Here is a 24,647-nt window from a genome sequence, read left to right on the forward strand (position 1 = left end):
CGGTAAGGGCAAAGAGGGCAAAGCGCTTCTTCATCGATTGGGCACGGAAGAGGGGGACGCATTTTCGATCTCACGCATGCTGTCTTTCAAGGCCTGTTCGAGACGCAACCATTGCGCATCCGACGCAGGCAGACCGAAACGCACGCTTGCGGGCGTCGGGAAAAAACGCGTCCAGATACCGCGTTGCGCGAGCGCGTGATGAAGCGCCTCTGCGCGTGCATCCGGTGTCCATGCGAAGAGTGGCGTGCGATGCAGCGGCAACCGATGCACGTCGAGCAGCGCGGCCAGTCGTGCGCTGTCTGTATCGAGTTGCGCTTTCATCGCGCGCTGCCATTTTGCATCGCTGAATGCAGCGGTAACAGCGTGACGCGCGGGACCGCTCACGGTCCACGCGCCGAGCGCTTCACGCAGTGGGGCGAGCAACGCGGGCGCGGCAAGCACGAAGCCCGCGCGCACGCCGGCGAGTCCAAAGAACTTGCCCGGTGAACGAAACACGACAAGCCCGGCAAGATCCGTCGACCCCGCGAGCGATCCGGATGGCATCGTATCGGCGAACGCTTCGTCGACAATCAGCGTGCCGCCGCGCGCCGACAACTGCGCGTGCCATCGAAGCAACGTCGCAGCGCTAACGTGTTGCGCCGTCGGATTGTTCGGATTGACCACAACCGCGTGCGTCATCTCGTCGGGCAACGATGCGCGGGCAACGTCGAGCGTCATCACCCGATGACCGGCGCGCACGAACGCCGGTGCATATTCACCATACGTCAACGGCGCGACGCCGACCGTGCCGTGCGGCAACAGCTTTGGCAGTGTGCGGATCGCCGCCTGACTGCCCGCGACTGGAAGCACGTGTGAGGCGTCTGGCGCGCCGTAGTAGCGCGCGGCGCAGGCGGCATAACCATCGCCTTCGTCGGGCAGGCGACGCCACGCGTCAGCGGGAACCGGCGGCACCGGATAGCCGTGCGGATTGATGCCGGTCGACAGATCGAGCCAGTCGTCGTACGGGATGCCGTAGCGGCGCGCCGCTTCGTGCAGATTGCCGCCGTGAGCGATTGCGTCAGACATTGAACGGCACGCTCAGAAGGGCCAGTACGATCAGCACGGCGAGCCACAGGAACACGCTCCGCTCGACGAGCGTCAGCGCCGCCACCACGTGCTGCGCGGTCGCAGCGCGGCCCATGCCGAGCGTCGGACGTTGCTCGATGGCGCCGTGATACACGGCCGGCCCACCGATCTGCACATTCAGGCTGCCCGCGCCGGATGCCATCACCGGCCCCGCATTCGGACTATCCCAGCGATGCGCCTGCTCGCGCCAGCAGCGCAGCGCGTTGCGCGTATCGCCGAGCAGCGCGTAACTCGCGGCCGTGAGACGCGCGGGGATCCAGTTGAGTACGTCGTCGAAACGCGCGGCCGCCCAGCCGAAGCGCAGATAGCGCGGCGTGCGATAGCCCCACATCGCGTCGAGCGTGTTGGCGAGGCGGAACGCGAGCGCGCCCGGCCCACCGAAAATCGCGAACCAGAAGAGCGCGCCGAAGATCGCGTCGTTGCCGTTTTCGAGCGCGGATTCGACCGCGGCTCGCGAGAGCGCGGCCTCGTCGGCGTGCGCTGTTTCGCGCGATACGATGCGCGACGTCAACACCCGCGCCTCTGCGAGATCGCGTTTGACGAGCGCGCGTGCGATCGGCTCGATGTGATCGTGCAGGCTGCGCGCGCCGAGCGCGAACCACAGCAGCGCGACATGCAACGTACAGGCATACATGAACGGCAGCACGGCGACGAGCCATGCGGCGATCGCGACTGGCGGCACGACGGCGAGGAGCCACGCGACGATGCCCATCAGCCGCACCCGCACGCCGGTGTTCAGACGCGTTTCGATGGCCGCGGCGAGCTTGCCAAACCCGATCAGCGGATGCGCAGTGCGTGGTTCGCCAAACCAGCGGTCGACGGCCACCGAGGCGGTCGCAAGCGTCGCGATGAGCGGCATCGTCAGGATCATGTGTGTCCCGGTGTCTTGAGTACGAGCGGCAGGCCCGCGACCATCATCGTGACCTGCGTGCTCAACGCGGCGATGCGCTGGTTCAGGCGCCCGAGTTCGTCGACATAAAGACGTGTCGCCGCGCCAAGCGGCACGACGCCGAGCCCGATCTCATTGCTGACGACGATGATCCTGCCGCGCGCCGACACGAGTGCGGCTTCGAACGCGAGTAGCTGTGCGTGGGCGTCGCTGATGAGCGGCGTGTCGTCGGGCGGACAGAGGAGGTTGGCGAGCCAGAGCGTCAGACAGTCGATCAGGATGCAGTGGCCCGGTGCATCGATCGATGTCACGGCGCCGGCGAGATCGACCGGCGCTTCGCGCAGCTGCCAGTGCGACGGACGGCGCTCGCGATGATGCGCGACGCGTGCGGCGAATTCGGCGTCCGCGACGCGCGCGGTGGCGATATAGGTGACCGGAAACCCGCTTTCGCTGGCGAGCTGTTCGGCATGCAGGCTCTTGCCCGAGCGGGCGCCGCCGAGCACGAAGGTGAGATCACGTGGAATCATCGCGTGATTGTACCGGCGTGTTCCCACGCGGGCGATAATGCGGGCTCCGCTTCCGCCGCTCTGCGATTCTTTCGTGACGACTTCTTCATTGCCTCCGCTCTCTTCGCCATCTTTATCGGGCCACGATGCGCACATAGACGTACATGTCCCGTGCGGCACACTGATGATTCAGGGCACGACGTCCGATGCGGGCAAGAGCACGCTCGTCGCCGGGCTGTGCCGGCTGGCGCGTCGCGCGGGCGTGCGGGTCGCGCCGTTCAAGCCGCAGAACATGGCGCTCAACAGCGCCGTGACGGTTGACGGCGGGGAGATCGGACGCGCGCAGGCGCTGCAGGCGGTGGCGGCCGGCATCGACGCGCACACTGACCTGAACCCGGTGCTCCTCAAGCCGACGAGCGACCGCGGCGCGCAGGTGATCATCCACGGCAAGGCGCGGATGAATCTCGACGCGCGGGCGTATCACGACTACAAACCCGTCGCGTTCGAGGCGGTGCTGGAGTCGTATGCCCGCCTGCAGGCTGCGTACGACACAATCTTCGTCGAAGGCGCGGGGAGTCCCGCCGAGGTCAACCTGCGCGATCGCGACATCGCGAACATGGGCTTTGCCGAAGCAGTGGATTGCCCCGTCGTGCTCGTCGCGGATATCGATCGGGGTGGTGTCTTCGCGCATCTGACGGGGACGCTTGCGTGTCTGTCGGCGAGTGAGCAGGCGCGGGTGCGCGGCTTCATCATCAACCGGTTTCGGGGCGACATCGGCCTGCTGAAACCCGGGCTCGACTGGCTCGAAGCAAAGACCGGCAAGCCGGTGCTCGGCGTGGTGCCGTACCTGCACGGTCTCACCCTCGACGCCGAGGACATGCTGCCGCGCGATCCGCATTCAGCGCATGCGGGCGATGGCGCAGGAGCCTTGCGTGTCGTGGTGCCGGCGTTGCCGCATATCAGCAATCACACGGATTTCGATGCGCTGCGTGCGCACCCGCAGGTCGATTTCAGTTATGTGCGCGCGGGCACTGCGCCGCCGCCGGCTGATCTGGTGATTTTGCCCGGCTCGAAGAACGTGCAGGCCGATCTTGCGTGGCTTCGGGCGCAGGGGTGGGAGGAGGCGCTGCGTCGCCACTTGCGCTACGGCGGACGTGTGGTCGGCATTTGCGGCGGCATGCAGATGCTGGGGCGCGAAGTGGCGGACCCGCATGGCGTGGAGGGCGCGCCGGGGAGCGTCGCCGGCCTCGGCTGGCTCGATTTTTCGACGACGCTGACGCAGGCGAAGACGCTCAAGAACGTGACGGGTCGACTTGCTCTGGACGGATCCGCTCCGGTGGCCGGATATGAAATTCACATGGGCGAGACAGAGGGGCCGGCGCTCGAGCGACCAGCGCTGATGCTATCGGCTGACGGGGCGGGTGACGATCGCCCCGACGGCGCAATTTCCGGCGATGGGCAGATTCTGGCCACCTATATGCACGGACTGTTCGATACGCCGGAGGCTTGCAGCGCAATGCTCGCGTGGGCGGGGCTGGCCGACGCGCAGGATGTGGACTATCCCGCGCTGCGGGAGGCTTCGCTCGATCGTCTCGCGGATACGCTGGCGGCGCATCTCGATCTGCCGAAGCTGTTTGGTGCGATCGGTTGAACCGCTGATTAACGCCTGTGAGGAAATAATCTAAGCGTTATCTGCGGTTTTTCCTCTTTGCTGGTTCGAATACAGTCTGGTCCATTGATGGCGCGCATGGCGCTGTCTTTTCAACATCCTTTGAGGAGCCGGACATGAATTCGACCCGTCACGCAGATGCAGCCGCCACGATCCTGCGGCTCACGCTGGGCGTGCTTTATCTCGCGCACAGTCTGCAGAAGATTTTCGTATTTACGTTGCCGGGGGCGGCCGGGTTTTTTGTTTCTATCGGCTTGCCAGGCTGGCTTGCGTATGTGACCACGTTTGTTGAACTTGCCGGTGGCGTGGCGCTTTTGCTGGGGTTCCAGGTTCGCTGGGTTGCGGCTGTGTTGCTGCCGTTCATGCTCGGCGCGATGTCGGTCCATCTGCACAATGGATGGAGTTTCACTTCGCCTAACGGCGGATGGGAGTATCCGGCGTTCTGGGCTGTCGCGCTGGTTGTGCAAGGGCTGCTTGGCGGCGGGCTCTATTCGGTGGGCGCGGCGCGCGCGCCGCGGCAGGTCGTCGGGGCTTGATTCTTCTGGTTGTTCTATCTTTCGAGCCGGGTTTCCGGCCTTTGCCTCGTCAGGTATTGGTCGATGTGTGTCGCCCCTCCCGGGGGCGGCACACGTCGGTTTCCCGATCGTTGCCGGGATGAGGGCGAGCGCACCTGGCGCGTCACACCCACGTCAGGCAGCCCACGGGTCATTCGCCGGCCGGCCGCCTTCCCGGGATGTTCAGGCCTTGCCGTTGGTCCATTCGATGATGGGCTGCCACTGTTCGAGGTCTTTCTCGACGCGGCTTCTGGCAACGTCCCACAGCGTCAGCCCGTGCGCCGCCAGCTGGACGTAGTTCTGCGTGTCGCGCAGATAGCCCAGCACCGGCAGCTTGAGGCCTTCGACGAAGCGATGCAGCTGATCGGCCGAGCGCGTACGCGCGTCGACCCGCATACCGACCACGCCGACTTCGATGTTGCCTTTCCTGATGGCCTTTTCTTTGGCGAGCCGTTCGAGGAATTCCTGCGTCGCGAGGATATCGAAAATGGACGGCTGGAGCGGCACGATGATCTTGTCCGCCAGGTCCAGCGCGACGCTCATGCGATTGCCGTGCAGGCCGGCGGGGGTATCGATGATCGCGTGTTCGAGGCCCTTGGGCGGTTTGGCCGGGGCGTCGTGATCGATTTCCCACCTTTCGATGGCGGGCAGCGTGTCAGCCCGCAAGTCGAGCCACGCGTGCGCGGAATGCTGTTTGTCCAGGTCCGCGAGCGCAACCCACTCGCCGGATGCCGCAAAAAAACCGGCCAGATTGGTAGAGAGCGTGCTTTTGCCTACGCCGCCCTTCGGGTTCGCCACTACGATTACCGTCATGAATTCTCCCGGGAAGAAGGCTGGCCACGCCAGCCGGTTTGCCGTGCCTGTGTGCTTTCTTGGTGTTTCCTTTTGCTTCGCAATCAATCCCGTTCAGGCGTTGATAATATCGGCAAATCCGCTTGCGCCGAAGTCTTTGCACCGGCGGCCCGGTTTTTTTAACTTTTCCCGCTGAGGTTCGAACGCTATGAGCACGCTTCGCCAGGAATATACGATTGAACGCCTGCGCGACCGCCAGCGCGGAACGCTGCCTGATCTGCTCGGGTTTCGTGTCGTGTCGCTGGAGCAGGGTTCGCTGGTCGGCGAACTGACCGTTCGCGCGGATCTGCTTGCGCCGAACGGGTTTTTACATGCGGCGTCCGTTATCGGGCTGGCCGATACAGCTTGCGGATATGCGTGTCTTGCTCATTTGCCCGAGAAGGCTGTGAATTTCACGACGATCGAGTTGAAGAGCAATTTCCTAGGGACTGCGGTTGAAGGCGTGGTGAGGGCCGAGGCGACAGGCGTCCATCTTGGGCGGAGTACCCAGATCTGGGACGCCAAAGTGTTTGCGCCCAATGGACGGGTGATCGCACTATTTCGGTGTACGCAGATGGTCTTGTATTGAAAAAAAGCGCAGCGTGAATTCGCTGCGCTTTTTTGCATCTTGCGGCGGAGTGCTGCCTCACCGGAGGCCACCGGAAGCCGGCAGGCAAGTACGAAACGTGCCTTTCAGGTCCAGCTCTGCGTCGGCACGTGATCCCGGCTGCCCTTGATCCGGTTGTTTTCGTCGACGAACACCAGATCTGGCTTCCAGCCTGCCTTCAACTCGGCTTCATCGACCGTCGCGAACGCCGCGATGATGACGAGATCGCCCAGCTGCGCGCGTCGGGCCGCCGATCCGTTCAGCGAAATCATCCCGCTGCCGCGCTCGCCCTTGATCGCGTACGTCGAGAAACGCTCGCCATTGTTGATGTTCCAGATGTCGATCCGCTCGTTTTCGACGATGTTCGCCGCTTCGAGCAGGTCTTCGTCGATTGCGCACGAACCCTCATAGTGCAGCTCGCAGTGCGTGACCGCCGCGCGATGGATCTTCGATTTCAGCATGTGGCGTTGCATGACCGTTTCCTTCCCTATGTTCCCTGGACCTGGATGCGCGATGGATGCCGGCAGACGGCAGCGTCAGATTTCGAGGTTGTCGATCAGGCGCGTCGCGCCCAGTTTCGCGGCGGCGAGGACGACGAGCGGTTCGTCGATATCCTGCGCGGCCGGCGGCAGCAGGTTCACGCGTTTGCGCACGGCGATGTAGTCCGGCTGCCAGCCGCGCGCGGTCAGCGACGCCATCGCGGCCGCTTCGACCTTCGCGAAATCGCGGTTGCCGGCCAGCACTTCGTCGCGCACGCGGTTGAGCGTCGCGGCGAGCACCGGCGCCTCGGCGCGCTCGGCGGCCTGCAGGTAACGGTTGCGCGAGCTGAGCGCGAGGCCGTCGGTGTCGCGCACCGTCTCGGCGGCGATGATGTCGGTCGGCAGCGCGAACTGGTTGCACATCTGCCGGACGATCATCAACTGCTGGTAATCCTTCTTGCCGAACACCGCGACGCGCGGCTGCACGCACGACATCAGCTTCATCACGACCGTACACACGCCCTGAAAGAAGCCCGGCCGGAATTCGCCTTCGAGGATGTCGCCCAGATCGTGCGGCGGATGCACGCGATACTCCTGCGGCTGCGGATACAGATCCTTCTCCGTCGGCGCGAACAGCACGTAGACGTTTTCCTTCTGCAGTTTCTCGATGTCCGCTTCGAGCGTGCGCGGATATTTGTCGAAATCCTCGTTCGGGCCGAACTGCAGCCGGTTGACGAAGATGCTTGCGACAACCGGATCGCCGTGCTGGCGCGCGAGGCGCATCAGCGACAGGTGGCCTTCGTGCAGGTTGCCCATCGTCGGAACGAAGGCAGTGCGGTTCTGGCCGCGCAACTGGTCGCGCAATTCGTGGATCGAGCTGATGACTTTCATGATCGGTCGCGGGTTCCTTGCGGATTCCTTAAGCGGGAGAGGGCGCGCTGTCGGCGAACGGCCGGCTGTCTCGCGCCTGGCGCTCCCCGGCCGTGAAGACGGACTTGGAGCGCGGGATTGTAGTGGATTTGTGACGCTGCCGCACCGAAACGAGGCATATCACGGAATCCCCGGCGCGTACTGACGCAGCCAGCCGCTGCTGCGGGCCGTTCATACGTGGAGACTCATGCAGGCAGGTAGGCCAGACGGACGTAAATGGGCGCAAACGGCTCGGCCTGGGTAATCTCGATCAGCGATTCACGCGACAGTTCGAGCATCGCGATGAAGTTCACCACCACGACCGGCACGCCGCGCGTGGTATCGAACAGATCGGAAAACTCCATGAATCGCGCATTCTGCAGGCGCCGCAGGATCACGCTCATATGCTCGCGCACGGACAGCTCTTCACGCGAAATACGGTGATGCTGCACAAGCTTCGCCCGTTTGATCACGTCGGCCCACGCGGCGCGCAGGTCGTCGGAATTCACGTCGGGGAAGCGCGGCGTGATGCTCTGCTCGATGTACACCTCGGCGCGCAGAAAATCGCGCCCGAGCTGCGGCAACTGGTCGAGACGCTGTGCGGCGAGCTTCATCTGCTCATATTCGAGCAGACGGCGTACGAGTTCGGCACGCGGATCTTCGGCTTCCTCGCCCGTGTCGGCCTTTTTCACCGGCAGCAGCATGCGCGACTTGATCTCGATCAGCATCGCGGCCATCAGCAGATACTCGGCGGCGAGTTCGAGATTGGTCTTGCGCAACTGGTCGACGTAGCCGAGATACTGGGTCGTCACGTCCGCCATCGGAATGTCGAGGACGTTGAAGTTCTGCTTGCGGATCAGGTACAGCAACAGATCCAGCGGCCCTTCGAACGTTTCGAGAAAGACTTCGAGTGCGTCCGGCGGGATGTACAGGTCCGTCGGCAGCTTGAAGAGCGGCTCGCCGTACAGGCGCGCGAAAGCGATGCCGTCGACGACATCGGGCGTCGAATCAGTCGCGGGCGCGGCGAGCGCTGCGTCGGGCCGGCCCGATGCGGCGCGGGCCTCGTCGGCAGTGGTCACGCTCAGAAGTTCTGGTAATAGACGTAAGGCGTCTGCTCAACGCGCGACGACTGCTGCTTGGCGCGCTCGTCCAGATCAATCGGCTGCTTGTCCCACAGCAGTGAACGGCCGCGGCGCTGTTCTGCCTCCAGAGTGGGCTTTTGCTGCTTCAGCTGATTCAGGAACTGCGTGATATCCGATTGATACATGGCTCGACGTCCGTGAGAGAAGAATGCGGCCGCCGCGCGGGCGGCGGCCGATGTCGAACGCAATTTTACCGCAAGCGCCTCGCCCGGTCGAAAAGTCGCGGAACATTCCCGTCGGCACAGCGTCGAAGCGCGGGCGCCGCATGCCGCCCGCGTGCCGCCCTATAGAGCCTGCGCGCGCGGCCTGGCGGCCCAGCGGCCTGGCGGCCCAGCGGCCTGCTCTGGCGCGCCTGGCCGAACGTTTATTGAGATCGCTGGACCGTGCCGATGTGGTCAAATAGCGAGCTTCAGCCCGCTACCGCGGCGCCGGGCGGAAACAACCAATAATGGCCGGAGGTCCCGTTTGGCGGGGTGTGTGATCGAACCGTCGCGTGTGTCGCGTGCAGCAGCCGGTGCGGGGCGTCTCTACGCCGCGCGCCTGTCGGCGCGCATGCTGCGCGCAGGGCTCGTATTCGGCTTCCTCGTGTTCGCATGGGCATTGACGGCCGGCAAGGCGGACGCGCGTACCGCGCCGGCCTACAAGATCGACATCGAAACCTCGCCGCGCGCGCTGCGCAAGCTGCTGGAAGAGCACCTCGACATCGCGCGCTTTGCGAAGCGACAGGACATCAGCGACGACCAGTTCGAATTCCTCGTCACCGCCACGCCGCAGCAGGTGCGCGACCTCACGGCGACGCAGGGCTACTTCTCTCCGGTTGTCCGAACCGACGTCCGCACGGTCGAGGGCAAGCGCGAGGTCACGGTCAGCGTCGATCCCGGTCCGATGACCACGATCGCGTCGATTTCGCTGTCCTTCCGCGGGCCGGTGCTGACGGAAGACCCGGCGCAGGAGAACGCCACGCGCTTCGCGTTCTCGCTGCACGAAGGCGACCCGTTTACGCAAGGCGACTGGGACGCCGCGAAGAATGCGTCACTGAAAGCGCTCCAGGCGCGCCGTTATCTGGGCGCGAAAATCGACCACTCCGAAGCCCGCGTCGATCCGCGCACGCGCGAGGCGACACTGAGCGTCACGTTCGACAGCGGCCCGACGTTCACGATGGGCAAGCTCGATGTGTCGGGCACGCGTCGCTATCCGGAGCAGATCGTCGACAACGTGAACCCGATCGGTGTCGGCGATATCTACGACGAGAAGCGCGTCGTCGAGCTTCAGCGTCAACTGCAGAACACGCCGTATTACGCGAGCGTCGCGATCGATACCGACAGCGATCCTGCGAAGCCGCTCGAAACGCCCGTCCACGTGAAGGTTAGCGAATATCCTTACAACAGCATCCGCGGCGGCGTCGGTTATTCGACCGACAACGGTCCGCGAGTCCAGGGTTCCTATTCGTATCTCGACACGTTCGGCCGCGCCTATCCGTTTTCCGTCGACGGGCGGATCGACCAGATCCAGCAATACGGACAGATCCAGCTGTCGATGCCGCCGGGCAAACGTGGCTGGGTGAACAGCGTGCTCGCGTCCTATACGAGCACCAACGTGTCCGATACGCACATCTATAGCGCACGCGCCGGTGTGCAGCGCACGCGGACCTCCCAGTTCATCGATTACGCGTACTCGGTTCTCTACTACCAGGACCGGCTGTACCAGAACGTCGGGCCGCCTACGACGAGTCACGCCCTCGTTCCCGCCTGGTCGTGGACCCGCCGCAATACCGACGACCCGCTGTTCCCGCGCTCCGGCAATCTGATTCACGTCGAGGCTGGCTTTGCGGTCAAGAACGTGCTGACCGACCAGAGCTTCGTGCGCGGCTATGCGCGCGGCCAGCAGTATCTGCCGATCGGCAAGCGCGACCTCATCCTGTTTCGCGCGGAACTGGGCGGCGTGTTTACGAGCGGTCCTTCGAGCGGCATTCCGGCGTCGCTGCTGTTCCGCGCGGGCGGCTCGAATTCGGTGCGCGGCTACAGCTTCCAGAGCATCGGTAATAACGTCGGCGGCTCGACGCTGCCGACCAAGTACCTTGCCACCGCGACGAGCGAATACCAGCACTGGTTCAATCGCGACTGGGGCGCGGCGGCGTTTTTCGATATCGGCACGGCCACCGACACCTGGGGCGAAAAGGTCTTTTATCCGGGCGTCGGCCTGGGCGCGCGCTGGCGCAGCCCGGTTGGCCCGGTCAACGTCGATCTCGCGTACGGCATTCGCAATCACAGCGTGCGTCCGTATCTGACGCTCGGCATCGCTTTCTGATGCTATTCATGACGACGGATACGCCCGCCAACCCGCCACCCGACCAGCCCGGCGACGCCACGCCGCCGCCTGGGCGCCCGCGCCGGCGTCGGCTGTGGACGGCGCTGGTGTGGGCGGCGACGGTGCCGGTGGTGCTCGTCGCGCTGGTGGCGGGCCTGCTGTACGGCACGCTGACGACCGAGCGCGGCACGGCTTACGCCTGGCGCGCGGCGGTCAGAATCCTGGACGGGCGGCTGACCGGCACGCTCGAAGGCGGCACGATCGCGACCGGGCTGCGGCTGCATCAGGTGGAATGGCGCAGCCTCGACGGCAGTGGCACCGATATCAGGATTGACCGCATTGCGGGTCGCTGGGCGCTGACCGACAAGCCGTGGCGATTCGCGATCGACTCTCTGCACGTGGGCACGATCGACGCGCGCGTCGCGCCTTCCACGTCCAGTGCGGGCCCGCTGCAACTGCCGCAGGATCTGCGGTTGCCGTTGCAGCTCGAGGTGCGCGATCTGCGTGTGGACAAACTGCTGCTGCGTCAGGGCGGATCGACGATGGAATTCTCGCGCTTCGTCTTTCACGGGCGCAGCGATGGCCGTCACCATGATGCCGCGATCGACCGGCTCGATACGCCGTTCGGCGCCGTGACGGCATCGGCGAAGCTCGATGGCGTCAAGCCGTTTGCGCTGACCGGCGACGCCGGCTATTCGGGCAAGGTCAACAACGAAGCCGTGCAGGTCGGCGGGCATTTGACGGGCTCGCTGGAGACGCTTGTCGCTGAACTTGACGCGAGCGGCATGAAGCTCACGGGTCACGCGCGCGTCGAGGCGACGCCATTTGCCGCCGTGCCCATCCGGCGCGCGACGCTCACCTTCGATCACGTGAATCCGCAGGCTTTCGCGCCAGGCGCTCCGTTCGCGGATCTGGCCGTGCGGGCTGAGTTGCAGCCGGTGGAGGCGGGTGAGGGCGGTGCCGTGTTGCTGGCGCCCGAGGTGGCTTCTGCCTCGGCTTCGGCTGCTTCGTCGACTGTCGTGGCCAGCGGTACGAAAGGAGCGAAAGCCGCAAGTGCTTCGCGTGCGGCTTCACGTGCGGCTGTCGCGACGCGTGCGTCCAGTAGCGCACGTGTCCCGGGCGCGGCGAAAGCGGCAAGCGCAGCCGTCGCGGGTAGTGCTGCAGGCGTTGCAGATGCCGCGAGCCGCACCGCTGCCCCGACGGCCGCCGGCAGCGCGGCGCCGGGCGGTAAAAAGCCCGGCTTCGCTGTCGTGGGCTCGGTATCGATCGTCAACGCGAAGCCCGGCGGCATCGACCAGAAACTGCTGCCCCTCATCGACGCCCGTGCCGACGTGCGGCTTGACGCACAGGCGCAGCGCATCTCGAACCTGAACGTGCGGCTCGTCAAGACGGCGACGATTACCGGTGGCGGCGCATTGAGCGGCAAGCGTGGCCAGTTTGATCTGCGTGTCGCGGGTCTCGATCTGAACGCGATCGAGGCGAGCGTCATGCCGACGCAGTTCTCGGGACCCGTCAGCATCCGTCTGAACGACGATATTCAGACCATCACGCTGGACCTCAACGATCCGAAGGCCGCGCTGCGCGCGCAGGGCAAGGTGACGTTCGATCCGGCGCGTCTGAGCTTCAGCGACGTCAGGCTGACTGCGGCCAGGGGTCGTATCGATCTGGCCGGGGCCATCAAGCACGATGCGAATTCCACCTACAACCTGAAGGCGACGCTGACCGATTTCGATCCGTTGCTGCTGACTTCGCAGATGCCGTCGCGCGCGCCTGCGTCGGCTACGAAGGGTGGGACAGGCGCAAAGGGTGCGAACGCCACGAACGTCGCGAACGCTACAAACCCCGAGCCCCACAAGCCCGCCACGAAGCACCCGGCTCCGGCGAAGCGCAGGATCGAAGCACGCGTCAATGGTTCGATCACGGCGGCTGGTGTGCTCGGTCCGACGTTCACGACGAAGGCCGATTTCCGCCTCGGTCCGAGCGTCTACGACGACCTGCCGCTGACGGGCGGCGGCACGATCCAGCTCGCTGGTTCGCGGATTCTGCCGAGTAAGGCGAACCTCTCGGTGGCGGGCAACGACGTCGATCTGCAGGGCAGCTTCGGCGGGCGCGGCGACCGTCTGCGGTTCAAGGTCGACGCGCCCCAGCTGGGGCGTCTCGGTTTTGGCATCGCGGGCGCTGTCGCGGCGGATGGCGACGTGACCGGCTCGTTCGCGCATCCGGACGTCGTGCTGAACTACAAGGCCGACAGTGTCGCGTTCGGCGCCAACCGGCTTGGCCACGCGGAAGGGCACGCCGAACTGCGCGATGGGGCGAACGGCGCGCTCGTCTTCACGACGGACGCGCGTAACCTGACCACCGAGGGCGTCGAACTGGCGACGCTCAGCGCGCATCTGCGTGGCACCCGCGCGAATCACACGCTCGATGCCGAAGCGATCGGCAAGATTCGCGAGCGGTCGCTGGACATGACGCTGGCAGCCAGCGGCCACCTCACCGACGCCCGCGACGGTACGCACTGGGACGGTACGGTGACGCGTCTGCAGAATCGCGGCACGCCGTCCCTCAACCTCGAGTCGCCGCTGACGGTGAGCGTCGCCCCGAGCCGCGTGACGCTCGGTTCGATGCGCCTGACGCTCGAAACCGCGGTGCTCGATCTGAAATCGTTCGTCTTCGACCACGGCCGCATGCGCTCGGCGGGCTCGATTGCCGACATATCGGTGCCGCGTTTGCAGGCGTTGCGACAGGAAATCACCGGCACGCCGCCGGTCGTGAAAACCGACCTCGTCTTCGATGGCGACTGGGACTTCTCGCTCGGCGAAACCGCGACCGGTCACATCCAGCTAAAGCGCCGTACCGGCGACATCACCGTCGAAGTCGGGCGTGGTCTCGCCTCGCTGGGGATCACCGATATCGCGGCGCGCGCCGAGTTCAGCGGCGGCAACCGGCTGAGCGCGACGGTGCATGCGCAGGCGAACCGCCTCGGCGTCATCGACGCCGACGCGCATACGACGCTCGTCATGCAGGACGGCATGCTGGCGCTGGGCGAAGAGGCGCCGCTGACAGGCAGCGTGATCGCCAACGTCCCGTCGCTGAAGACAACGGGCGGTCTGTTTGGACCGAGCTATCTGCTCGACGGTCACCTCGCGCTGAAGCTGGCGCTTGCCGGCACCGTTGCAAAGCCGAACCTGTCCGGCTCGCTGATAGGCGACGGGCTCTCGGCCACACTCGTCGACCAGGGTGTGCAACTGAAGGACGGCGTCATTCACATTGCGCTGTCGGAAAACCTCGTCGATTTCCAGCAGGTCGAGTTTCACGGCGCGAGCGGCACGCTGCGCGCGACGGGTCAGGTGAGGGTTGGCGGTCCGGATCCGGACGTCAAGGCGAGCATCGTCGCAGACAAGCTCGAACTGTTCGCGTCGCCGGATCGCCAGCTGTCGCTGTCGGGTAGCGCGAGTGTCGCGAGCGCCGGCCCGCTCGGCGGCCTCGCGATCAACGGCAAGTTCAACGTCGATCACGCGCTCTTCGACATGCCGGAGCAATCGGCGCCGAAGCTCGGCGACGATGTCGTGATCGTGCGTCCCGACGGCACCGTGCTGGGCGAGAAGAAGCCCACGGTGGCGGGCAGCGAGAAGTCCATCGGGCCGTTCGCGCCGCGCGCCAACATCGACATCAATCTCGGCAATGACTTCCGTTTCCGCGGACAGGGCGCCGACCTCGGCCTGCGCGGCACGATTACCGCGATGAGCGCGCCGAACCTGCCGCTGCGCGCGGTGGGCAATGTGCGCGTCACCGAAGGTTCGACCTACACCGCGTTCGGGCGCAAGCTCGGCATCGAAAACGGCTTCTTCACGTTCAACGGGCCGGTGGCGAATCCGGGTATCAACATTCTCGCGATGCGCCGCAACCAGCAGGTCGAGGCGGGCGTGCAGGTGACGGGCACGATCCAGTCGCCGGTTGCGAGGCTCGTCTCCGAGCCGAACGTGGCGGACAACGAAAAACTCTCCTGGCTGCTGTTCGGCCATGGCACCGATCAGGGCAATAACCTCGGCCAGCAGAGCACGATGACGACCGCGCTCGCGCTGCTGGGCAGCGCGAACGGCAAGAAGATTGCGAATACGTTCGGACTCGACGAATTCTCCATCGGGCGCAGCGACGTCGGGCTGACGGACCCGGAGGTCGTGATGGTGTCGAAGGCGATCAACGAATGGCTCGTGATCGGTTACGAGCAGGGGCTGCAGACGGCGAGCAACGCGATCAAGGCAACCGTGAACCTGACGCGATACTGGTCGGTCGCCGCCTACGGCGGCACGTTCGACGGCGTCGAACTGTTCTACACGCGGCGTTTCGACCGGATCAACTGGTGAATGGGTGAATGAAAAAAGCACGTCCCCGGACGTGCTTTTTTTCGCATCCCGGGCGCCCGGAATGGCGCGCCTTTCGATCAGCTTGTTTCACTTCACGCGCATGCCGGGCTTCGCGCCGCTGTCCGGCTCGAGCACGTAGATGCCCGGTTCGGCCTTCTCGTCAGCCGCCGACGCCGCCAGCACCATCCCTTCGGACAGACCAAACTTCATCTTGCGCGGCGCGAGATTCACGACCATCACCGTTAGCTTGCCGACCAGCTGCTCCGGTTGATACGCCGACTTGATGCCCGAAAACACGTTGCGCGTTTTGTCTTCGCCGACGTCGAGCGTCAGTTGCAGCAGCTTGTCCGACCCATCGACCGCGCGGCAGTCGACGATCCTGGCGATACGCAGGTCGATCTTCGCGAAGTCGTCGATCGAGATGACACCGGAATCGTCCGCGTCGGCCTTGTTCTCGGCCTTGCCGTTCGCCGCGGCGGCTTTCACCTTCGCTTTGGCTTTGGCCTTTTCGTCCGCGGTGGGCGCACCGGTTTCGGTGGCCTGCAGCGAGTCACGATTCGCTTCGAGCAGCGCCTCGATCTGCTTCGGATCGACGCGCGTCATCAGATGTTTGTACGCGTTGATGGCGCGCTCCGAGCTCAGCGGCACGCTCGCATCCGACCACTTGAGCGGCTCGATGCCAAGGAACGCTTCAACGGCTTCGGCGAGCTTCGGCAGCACCGGCTTGAGCGCCAGCGACAGCAGGCGGAATGCCTCGACGCTGACCGAGCAGGTTTCGTGCAGCGCGACCGCGTTCGCCGGGTCTTTCGCCTGATCCCACGGCTTGGCGGTGTCCACGTACGCATTCACCGTGTCCGCGAGTTCCATGGTCTGGCGCAGCGCGCGGCTGTACTCGCGTGCCTCGTAGTTCGCCGCGATCTGCGGAATCGCCGCGCGCAGCGTCGCGAGCAGCGGATGCTGCATCGCGCTGTCCTGGATGCGGCCGTCGAAACGCTTGATCAGGAAGCCCGCCGCGCGGCTCGCGATATTCACGTACTTGCCGACGAGGTCGCTGTTCACCCGCGCCTGGAAGTCGTCGAGGTGCAGGTCGAGGTCTTCCATCGTGCTGTTCAGCTTGGCCGCGAAGTAGTAACGCAGCCATTCCGGGTTCAGGCCGGTGTCGATGACGCTTTGTGCGGTGATGAACGTGCCGCGCGACTTCGACATCTTCGCGCCGTCGACCGTCAGGAAGCCGTGTGCGAACACGTTGGTCGGCGTGCGATGGCCCGAGAATTCGAGCATCGCCGGCCAGAACAGCGTGTGGAAATAGAGGATGTCCTTGCCGATAAAGTGATACTGCTCGGTCGTCGACCCTTTGCGTGTCCACGCGTCGAAATCGATACCGCGCTTTTCCGCGAGATTCTTGAAGCTCGCGTAATAGCCGACCGGCGCGTCGAGCCACACGTAGAAGTACTTGCCGGGCGCGCCTGGAATCTCGAAGCCGAAGTAGGGCGCGTCGCGCGAAATGTCCCAGTCGGCGAGTTTCGCCTCACCCGAATCGCCGAGCCACTCGCGCATCTTGTTGGTCGCTTCCGGCTGCGCCAGACCGCCGACCCAGTCGCGCAGGAAGTTCTCGCAGCGCGGATCGGACAGGCGGAAGAAATAGTGCGTCGACGTCTTGCGGATCGGCGTGGCGCCGGAAACGACCGAATACGGGTTGATCAGTTCGGTTGGCTGGTAGGTCGAGCCACACACTTCACAGCTGTCGCCGTACTGGTCTTTCGCGCCGCACTTCGGGCATTCGCCCTTGATGAATCGGTCCGGCAGGAACATTTCCTTGACCGGGTCGTATGCCTGTTCGATGTCGCGCGCTTCGATCAGGCCGGCTTCGCGCAGCGCTACGTACACCGATTCGCTCAGGACACGGTTCTCTTCCGAATCAGTTGAATAGTAGTTGTCGAAGGAAATGCCGAAGTTGTCGAAATCGCGCCTGTGTTCCTGCCAGACGCGATCGATCAGCTGCTTCGGCGTGATGCCTTCCTTTTCCGCGCGCAGCATGATCGGCGTGCCATGCGTATCGTCGGCGCCCACGTAGTAGATCTCGTGCCCGTGCATGCGCATCGACCGGACCCAGATGTCCGTCTGGATGTATTCGACCAGGTGGCCAATGTGAATCTGTCCGTTCGCGTACGGCAGTGCGGACGTGACGAGAATCTGGCGACGGCCCGGCGGCGTGCCTGCAGTGAGATCGGTAACGGGTGCTGACATAGGGATTCTGGGGCTTGCGGAAGGACGAAACTTCGATTCTAGCAGGGCAGACCCGTCAGCGCGGGGCTGGCCGGATGGCTGGGGAAGCCCTGGCGACGAACAGGAGAAGCGTCGGGCCGCCGGGCGGCGAAGGGGAAGTGTTGAAACGCGTGGCGGGGCTGAAGAGCCTGCTGCGTGGACGTTCTGCCGAAAACCGGACGCCCAAAAAAAACCGGGGCTAGTGGGCCCCGGAGCAACAACGACAAGAGGAGAATGGTGACGCGGCGGCATCGCCAGCCACGTACCGTAAAGACAGACAGCAGATTTCCTGCAGAGTTCGAAATATTTTTCGATTCGTTGCCTGAATTGTCGGGGCGGACATTTCATGTTGTCCGGCCCGACTTTCCGGCGGACCAGCCGGCCCGCCATTTCCCTCGAACAGACGTGGTTACTTCGGCTGCTGACCCGGCTGGGCCATTGCGCGCAGATAGATTTCAACGCGACGGTTCTGGGCGCGGCCGGTTTCCGTGCTGTTGTCGGCGACCGGCTGGGTCGAACCCAGACCCTGTGATGACAGGCGTTGTGCCGCGACGCCGTGCGTCGCCAGGTAGTTCACGACGCTTTGCGCGCGGTTCAACGACAGCGTCTGGTTGTACGCCGGCTGGCCCGTGCTATCCGTATGGCCGACCACCTGCGCGTTCACTTCCGGGCTCTGGGACAGCGTCTGACCGACCTGATCCAGCACCGGCGCGAACGACGGCTTGATCGCGTAGCTGTTGGTATCGAACGTGACCGAGCTCGGGATGTTCAGCTTGAGCGAGCCGTCCGGCTGCTCGGTGATCTGCGTGCCGGTGCCCTTGGTGGCGCCCGACAGCTTGTTGTGAATCGACTGCCAGTTGTAGCCGGCGACGCCGCCGACCGCCGCGCCCACGCCCGCGCCAATCGCCGCGCCCTTGCCGCCGCCGAAGATCGCGCCGAGGCCGGCGCCCGTTGCCGCGCCCACGCCCGTACCGACGGCCGTGTCGGTGCCCTGCTGCGTCGCGCAGCCGGCGAGTAGTGCGCCAGCGACTGCAAACACCGTAAGACGGCTGATGATTTTCATGTTCATTGTGGTTCCTTTCTTCGAAAAAATCGCTCGTCGATGCCCAAAGCAGATTGCCCGGCCCGACAGCGGAAAAGGGTCTTCCGGCAAGGCCCCGCGCCAGCCACTACAATGATGACTAAGCGTACAGCGATTTGGCCCTTCTGAAAGAAGCCGCCGAAGCGTGCCCGGCAAGCCTGTTTTTCGCAATGCTGTGCAACAATTTCTTTCAATTTCAAGCGGCCGGCGAAGCTTCGATTCGACCGTGCCGCAACTGTTCCCGGAGTTTCAATGAGTATTGATCGGGCTTTGGTCGACGCTGCGCTTGCAGCCGTCGCTGACCCTAACACCGGCCGCCCGTTCGCGGCGGCAAAAAACTTCAAGAACGTTTCCATCGATGATGCAACAGTCGGCGTCGATGTGGTACTCGGCTATCCGGCTAAACGTCAGTTCGCAGCGATCGAGGCGCTGGTCGCCGGCGCGCTGCGCCAGGTGCCGGGCGTCGCTCATACGCGGGTGCAGGTCTCGCAGCAGATCGCGGCGCATACGGTACAGCGCGGCGTCAAACTGTTGCCGAATGTGAAGAACATCGTCGCCGTCGCGTCGGGCAAGGGCGGCGTCGGCAAGAGCACGACCGCCGTGAACCTGGCGCTGGCGCTGGCGAGCGATGGCGCATCCGTCGGCATCCTCGATGCGGACATCTACGGCCCGTCGCTGCCGATGATGCTCGGAATCACGGGTCGTCCGGAATCGCCCGACGGCCAGTCGATGAATCCGATGACCGGCCACGGCGTGCAGGCCAACTCGATCGGCTTTCTGGTCGACCAGGACAATCCGATGGTGTGGCGCGGCCCGATGGCCACTTCCGCGCTCGAACAGCTGCTGCGGCAGACGAACTGGCAGGACCTCGACTATCTGATCGTCGACATGCCGCCGGGCACCGGCGATATCCAGCTGACGCTGTCCCAGCGCGTGCCGGTGACGGGCGCGGTGATCGTCACGACGCCGCAGGACATCGCGCTCCTCGACGCGAAGAAGGGCCTCAAGATGTTCGAAAAGGTGGGCATTCCGATTCTCGGCATCGTCGAGAACATGGGCATGCATATCTGCTCGAACTGCGGCCACGAAGAGCACATTTTCGGCGCTGGCGGCGGCGAGCGGATGGGCAGGGAATACGGCGTCGACATGCTCGGCAGCCTGCCCCTCGATATCGCGATCCGCGAGCAGGCCGACTCCGGCCGGCCCACGGTGGTGACCGATCCGGACGGGCGCGTCGCGGAGATTTATCGCTCGATCGCGCGCAAGGTGGCGATCCACATCGCCGAACGTGCACGCGATATGACCTCGAAGTTTCCCAATATCGTCGTGCAGAACACCTGAGCTTTTCCGCGTTGGCGCGCGTCGGCCTGTGCAGCAGGCTGCGTTAGCCATCCGGCAGGTATGTCACATGCGTCAATGCGCGATGCCGGCGCGGTATCATGTCGGCTTCGAAGTCTGGCCGGGCGGCCGCAGGGGCGGTCGCCAGCCGACAAGAGGATCGCATGAGACAACGAATCGACGGACAGGCGGTGCATGCGTTCATCGTCCTGGCTGCCAGCAGCCTGCTTTTGTGCGGCTGCACTTCCTTCCTGAGACCACAGGAAAAACGCGCCGACGCGCAGTTGCTGCCCACCGTCGGCAATCTGGCGCGCGGCACGGTGACGTTCATCGAGCGCTCCGACGGCGTGCAGGTCACGTATAACCTGGCGGGGCTGCCGCCGAACAGCGAGCACGCGCTGCAGGTCCATGAGCGCGGCGACTGCAACGCCGCCGACGGCTCCAGCGCCGGCGCGATCTTCTCACCGGCCGCCGAACGGCTGAAAGCCGGTGCACGCGTCGAGGGCGACCTCGGCAACATTCATGCGGATTCGAACGGCGTGGCAACCGGCTTTATCGTCGCGCCGGACGTGTCGCTCGACGGCGTACGGTCTGTCGTTCAGCGCTCGGTGCTGCTGCATCACGACGCCAGCGACCCGTACGCTTACCCGCAGCATGGCGCGGGCGTTCCGCTCGCCTGCGGGCTGATCCGGCAGTGAAATTCCCCACTACCGGCAGCTTTTGTTCTATCGCGTAAAATGAGCGCCTTTCGTCGGGGGCGCCTGGCCGGGACGCCGTAGCCCGGGACGCCCAGCCCGGCAGTGCGCGTACACCGCCTGCCGGCCAGCCCCCTTGGCTGGCCCATGATCCGGCTTTTTACCTGGCCTTTTATCTGTCACGTAGCGTTCAACTATGACCATCAAATCCGACAAGTGGATCCGGCGCATGGCCGAATCGCACAACATGATCGAGCCGTTTGCGCCCGACCAGGTCCGTGTCTCCGAAGACGGCCGGAAGATCGTCAGCTATGGGACGTCGAGCTACGGCTACGACATCCGCTGCGCCGACGAATTCAAGATCTTCACCAATATCAACTCGACGATCGTCGATCCGAAGAACTTCGACGAGAAATCGTTTGTCGACTTCAAGGGCGACGTCTGCATCATCCCGCCGAACTCGTTCGCGCTGGCGCGCACGGTCGAGTACTTCCGCATTCCGCGCAGCGTCCTGACCGTGTGTCTCGGCAAGTCGACGTATGCGCGCTGCGGGATCATCGTGAATGTGACGCCGTTCGAACCGGAGTGGGAAGGACACGTCACGCTCGAATTCTCAAATACGACACCTTTGCCTGCCAAAATCTACGCGAACGAAGGCGTCGCGCAGGTTCTGTTCTTCGAGAGCGACGAAATTTGTGAAGTGTCGTACGCGGATCGCGGCGGCAAATATCAAGGTCAGCACGGCGTGACGTTGCCTAAAACGTGACGCGCCCAGCGCATTGACTCACCGGCATTTCGGGTGACCGCTGCGCATCAGAAGCAGCGGTCGTTCTTTTTGGAGAATCGCCCATGAAGTTTCGTTTTCCCGTCGTCATCATCGACGAAGATTTCCGCTCCGAGAACATCTCGGGTTCCGGCATCCGGGCACTGGCCGAAGCCATCGAGAAAGAAGGCGCGGAGGTGCTCGGGCTCACGAGCTACGGCGACCTGACCTCGTTCGCGCAGCAGTCGAGCCGCGCGTCGTGCTTCATCCTGTCGATCGACGACGATGAACTGCTGCCGTACGTCGACAACGTCGTGGTCGAGGGCGAGACGCCGGAACTGGCCGCGGCGATCGTCGCGCTGCGCGCGTTCGTGACCGAAGTGCGCCGCCGCAACGCCGACATTCCGATCTTCCTGTACGGCGAGACGCGCACGTCGCGCCACCTGCCGAACGACATCCTGCGCGAACTGCACGGCTTCATCCACATGTTCGAGGACACGCCGGAATTCGTCGCGCGCCACATCATCCGTGAAGCAAAGGTTTATCTCGATTCGCTGGCGCCGCCGTTCTTCAAGGAACTGGTGCAGTACGCGGAAGAAGGCTCGTATTCGTGGCACTGCCCGGGGCACTCGGGCGGCGTCGCGTTCCTGAAGAATCCGCTGGGGCAGATGTTCCACCAGTTCTTCGGCGAGAACATGCTGCGCGCGGACGTCTGTAATGCCGTCGATGAACTCGGCCAGTTGCTCGATCACACCGGGCCGGTCGCGGCATCCGAGCGCAACGCGGCGCGCATCTTCAGCGCGGATCACCTGTTTTTCGTGACGAACGGCACGTCGACGTCGAACAAGATCGTGTGGCACGCCACGGTCGCGCCGGGCGACATCGTGCTCGTGGACCGTAACTGCCACAAGTCGATCCTGCACGCGATCACGATGACGCACGCGATCCCCGTGTTCCTCACGCCGACGCGCAATAACTTCGGCATCATCGGGCCGATTCCCCGCGACGAGTTCAAGCCGGAGAACATCCGCAAGAAGATCGAGGCGAATCCGTTCGCGCGTGAAGCGCTCGCGAAGAACCCGAACCTGAAGCCGCGCATTCTGACGATCACGCAGAGCACGTATGACGGCGTGATCTACAACGTCGAGATGATCAAGGACCTGCTGGGCGATCTGCTCGACACGCTGCACTTCGACGAAGCGTGGCTGCCGCACGCCGAATTCCACGAGTTCTATCAGGACATGCACGCGATCGGCGCGGGCCGTCCGCGTACCGGCGCGCTCGTGTTCGCGACGCACTCGACGCACAAGCTGCTCGCCGGCATCTCGCAGGCTTCGCAGATCGTCGTGCAGGACAGCGAGAACAGCACGTTCGACCGCCATCGTTTCAACGAAGCGTATCTGATGCACACGTCGACGAGCCCGCAGTACGCGATCATCGCGTCGTGCGATGTGGCGGCTGCGATGATGGAGCCGCCGGGCGGCACGGCGCTGGTGGAGGAATCGATCGCGGAGGCGCTGGATTTTCGCCGCGCGATGCGCAAGGTCGACGCCGAATACGGCGACGAGTGGTTCTTCAAGGTATGGGGCCCGGAAGAGCTGGCCGAGGAAGGCATCGGCTCGCGCGAAGACTGGATGCTGCGTCCGAACGACCGCTGGCACGGCTTCGGCCCGCTCGCCGAAGGCTTCAACATGCTCGACCCGATCAAGGCGACGATTGTCACGCCGGGTCTGGATGTGGACGGCGATTTCGGCGAGTCCGGCATTCCGGCTGCGATCGTGACGAAGTATCTGGCCGAGCACGGCATCATCGTCGAGAAGACCGGGCTGTATTCGTTCTTCATCATGTTCACGATCGGCATCACGAAGGGCCGCTGGAACTCGATGGTCACCGAACTCCAGCAGTTCAAGGACGACTACGACAACAATCAGCCGCTGTGGCGCGTGCTGCCGGAGTTCGTCGCGCATCATCCGATGTATGAGCGCATTGGCCTGCGCGATCTGTGCGAGCAGATCCACAGTGTCTATCGTGCAAACGACATCGCGCGTCTGACGACCGAGATGTATCTGTCGAGCATGGAACCGGCGATGAAGCCGTCGGATGCATTTGCAAAGCTGGCGCATCGCGAGATCGACCGGGTACCGATCGACGAACTCGAAGGCCGCGTGACGTCGATTTTGCTCACGCCGTATCCGCCGGGCATTCCCTTGCTGATTCCGGGCGAGCGCTTCAACAAGACGATCGTCAGCTACCTGCGGTTCGCGCGCGAGTTCAACGAGCGTTTCCCGGGCTTCCACACGGATATCCACGGACTGGTGGGTGAGATGATCAACGGGCGCATCGAGTACTTCGTCGATTGCGTCCGCGTCGAGTGAAGGGGCGTTTGAGGCCGGCGGCGCGCGCGTGGTGGTGCGTCGCTGGGGCCGTGTTCGCGATGCTGTCTGGCGCGGCGCGCGCTGAAGTCGCAGCGGCCGATCCGATCGATGCTTCGATGCGAACGTGTCTGGCACGTAGCGACATGTCATCGACGGCGGGGCAGGTGCAATGTATGGAGACGGCGCGGGCGGCGTGGCAATCCGCGTCTGACCTCGCGTTCCAGCAGCTGCTGGCGAAGACGCCTGTGGCGGCGCGCAAGGGCTGGGAGCGCAGCCAGCGAAGCTGGAAGGCGTGGCGCGATGCGGAGGCGCCGATGCTGGCGGCGGTGTTCGCGACGACGCACGGTACGATGTACGTGATGTTCGAGGCGGACATGCAATTGCAGCCGGTACGTGACCGCGCGCTGGGCTTGCGCAGCGCTGCTGCGAACGCGGACGGTGCCAGCGGCAACAAACCGGCGATGCGCCTGCGTGCGTGCTCACAGGATGCGCAATGCGCGCATGCGAACCGTGACCTGAACCGTTACTACCAGCGTTTGCACACAGAGATGCCGTCACGTATCCGTCCGACGCTCGTGCGCGCGCAACGCGCGTGGCTCGGCTTCCGTGACGCGACGACGCCGCTGATCGACGAACGCGGGCGCATCGATATGATCGGCGCGCGGGTTGCGACGTTGAAGCGGCTGTCGGAGACGGTGGGTAACGACTGAGGCGTGGGGTTTGAGGCGGAAGACGGCCTGCCCGCCTC

20 protein-coding genes are annotated in these 24,647 nt (G+C 64.4%); 10 read left to right on the forward strand and 10 right to left on the reverse strand.

What is annotated here, in order from left to right; translation table 11 throughout:
• Positions 1-30: 30 nt before the first annotated feature.
• From cobD to cobU, 3 genes are read right to left on the reverse strand one after another with little or no spacing between them, the layout of a single operon-like run.
• Positions 31-1,065 (reverse strand): threonine-phosphate decarboxylase CobD, encoded by a 1,035-nt coding sequence (gene cobD / locus P3T21_RS20725; RefSeq protein ID WP_429257820.1) that lies wholly within the window; start codon positions 1,063-1,065, stop codon positions 31-33.
• Entirely contained in the window at positions 1,058-1,996 is a 939-nt protein-coding gene (gene cbiB / locus P3T21_RS20730) for an adenosylcobinamide-phosphate synthase CbiB (protein ID WP_429257821.1), read from the reverse strand. The genes cobD and cbiB overlap by 8 nt, the downstream gene beginning before the upstream one ends.
• Positions 1,993-2,541: a bifunctional adenosylcobinamide kinase/adenosylcobinamide-phosphate guanylyltransferase gene (gene cobU / locus P3T21_RS20735; RefSeq protein ID WP_429257822.1), complete on the reverse strand. Its 549-nt coding sequence runs from the start codon at positions 2,539-2,541 to the stop codon at positions 1,993-1,995. Before cobU ends, cbiB begins: the two co-directional genes overlap by 4 nt.
• Positions 2,542-2,704: 163 nt before the next feature.
• Here cobU and P3T21_RS20740 point away from each other — a divergent pair, with 163 nt between their 5' ends.
• Both P3T21_RS20740 and P3T21_RS20745 read left to right on the forward strand, forming a co-directional pair.
• Entirely contained in the window at positions 2,705-4,171 is a 1,467-nt protein-coding gene (locus tag P3T21_RS20740) for a cobyric acid synthase (protein WP_429257823.1), read from the forward strand.
• 134 nt (positions 4,172-4,305) lie between these two features.
• The gene (locus tag P3T21_RS20745; protein ID WP_429257824.1) at positions 4,306-4,725 is read left to right on the forward strand and encodes a DoxX family protein; all 420 of its coding nucleotides are present in this window, start codon (positions 4,306-4,308) and stop codon (positions 4,723-4,725) included.
• 201 nt (positions 4,726-4,926) lie between these two features.
• Here the strand turns inward: P3T21_RS20745 and P3T21_RS20750 are convergent, their stop codons facing one another.
• Positions 4,927-5,556: an AAA family ATPase gene (locus P3T21_RS20750; RefSeq protein ID WP_429257825.1), complete on the reverse strand. Its 630-nt coding sequence runs from the start codon at positions 5,554-5,556 to the stop codon at positions 4,927-4,929.
• Positions 5,557-5,743: 187 nt separating this feature from the next.
• Here P3T21_RS20750 and P3T21_RS20755 point away from each other — a divergent pair, with 187 nt between their 5' ends.
• Positions 5,744-6,163, forward strand: coding sequence for a PaaI family thioesterase (locus P3T21_RS20755; protein ID WP_429257826.1), 420 nt, complete (start codon positions 5,744-5,746; stop codon positions 6,161-6,163).
• Positions 6,164-6,267: 104 nt separating this feature from the next.
• On the opposite strand, the gene panD is transcribed toward P3T21_RS20755, so the two are convergent.
• From panD to P3T21_RS20775, 4 genes are all read right to left on the reverse strand, one after another.
• A complete protein-coding gene (gene panD, locus P3T21_RS20760) occupies positions 6,268-6,654 on the reverse strand; it encodes an aspartate 1-decarboxylase (protein WP_429257827.1) in 387 nt (128 codons plus the stop codon).
• 63 nt (positions 6,655-6,717) lie between these two features.
• Entirely contained in the window at positions 6,718-7,551 is an 834-nt protein-coding gene (gene panC / locus P3T21_RS20765) for a pantoate--beta-alanine ligase (protein WP_429257828.1), read from the reverse strand.
• A gap of 224 nt (positions 7,552-7,775) precedes the next feature.
• Entirely contained in the window at positions 7,776-8,648 is an 873-nt protein-coding gene (locus P3T21_RS20770; protein ID WP_429257829.1) for a segregation and condensation protein A, read from the reverse strand.
• Between the two features lie 2 nt (positions 8,649-8,650).
• Positions 8,651-8,836 (reverse strand): DUF3460 family protein, encoded by a 186-nt coding sequence (locus tag P3T21_RS20775; RefSeq protein WP_429257830.1) that lies wholly within the window; start codon positions 8,834-8,836, stop codon positions 8,651-8,653.
• Between the two features lie 340 nt (positions 8,837-9,176).
• Between P3T21_RS20775 and P3T21_RS20780 the strand changes: the two genes are divergently transcribed.
• Positions 9,177-11,018: an autotransporter assembly complex protein TamA gene (locus tag P3T21_RS20780; RefSeq protein WP_429257831.1), complete on the forward strand. Its 1,842-nt coding sequence runs from the start codon at positions 9,177-9,179 to the stop codon at positions 11,016-11,018.
• An 8-nt stretch (positions 11,019-11,026) separates the two neighbouring features.
• Entirely contained in the window at positions 11,027-15,382 is a 4,356-nt protein-coding gene (locus P3T21_RS20785) for a translocation/assembly module TamB domain-containing protein (protein ID WP_429257832.1), read from the forward strand.
• Positions 15,383-15,469: 87 nt separating this feature from the next.
• Here the strand turns inward: P3T21_RS20785 and metG are convergent, their stop codons facing one another.
• Positions 15,470-17,629: a methionine--tRNA ligase gene (gene metG, locus P3T21_RS20790; protein ID WP_429257833.1), complete on the reverse strand. Its 2,160-nt coding sequence runs from the start codon at positions 17,627-17,629 to the stop codon at positions 15,470-15,472.
• A 427-nt stretch (positions 17,630-18,056) separates the two neighbouring features.
• Positions 18,057-18,716 (reverse strand): OmpA family protein, encoded by a 660-nt coding sequence (locus tag P3T21_RS20795; protein ID WP_429257834.1) that lies wholly within the window; start codon positions 18,714-18,716, stop codon positions 18,057-18,059.
• A gap of 264 nt (positions 18,717-18,980) precedes the next feature.
• On the opposite strand from P3T21_RS20795, the gene apbC reads away from it, so the two are divergent.
• The 5 genes from apbC to P3T21_RS20820 all read left to right on the forward strand — a co-directional run bounded on the left by apbC (position 18,981) and on the right by P3T21_RS20820 (position 24,609).
• The gene (gene apbC, locus P3T21_RS20800) at positions 18,981-20,069 is read left to right on the forward strand and encodes an iron-sulfur cluster carrier protein ApbC (RefSeq protein WP_429257835.1); all 1,089 of its coding nucleotides are present in this window, start codon (positions 18,981-18,983) and stop codon (positions 20,067-20,069) included.
• Between the two features lie 161 nt (positions 20,070-20,230).
• Positions 20,231-20,764: a superoxide dismutase family protein gene (locus tag P3T21_RS20805; protein WP_429257836.1), complete on the forward strand. Its 534-nt coding sequence runs from the start codon at positions 20,231-20,233 to the stop codon at positions 20,762-20,764.
• A 193-nt stretch (positions 20,765-20,957) separates the two neighbouring features.
• Positions 20,958-21,527, forward strand: a complete 570-nt coding sequence (gene dcd / locus P3T21_RS20810) for a dCTP deaminase (protein ID WP_429257837.1) — start codon at positions 20,958-20,960, stop codon at positions 21,525-21,527.
• Between the two features lie 83 nt (positions 21,528-21,610).
• Entirely contained in the window at positions 21,611-23,899 is a 2,289-nt protein-coding gene (locus P3T21_RS20815) for an Orn/Lys/Arg decarboxylase N-terminal domain-containing protein (protein ID WP_429257838.1), read from the forward strand.
• A 59-nt stretch (positions 23,900-23,958) separates the two neighbouring features.
• Positions 23,959-24,609, forward strand: a complete 651-nt coding sequence (locus P3T21_RS20820; protein ID WP_429258028.1) for a lysozyme inhibitor LprI family protein — start codon at positions 23,959-23,961, stop codon at positions 24,607-24,609.
• The last annotated feature ends 38 nt before the right edge of the window (positions 24,610-24,647 follow it).

It is taken from the genome of Paraburkholderia sp. GAS334, assembly GCF_050436625.1.
In the GTDB taxonomy this organism is placed as follows: domain Bacteria; phylum Pseudomonadota; class Gammaproteobacteria; order Burkholderiales; family Burkholderiaceae; genus Paraburkholderia.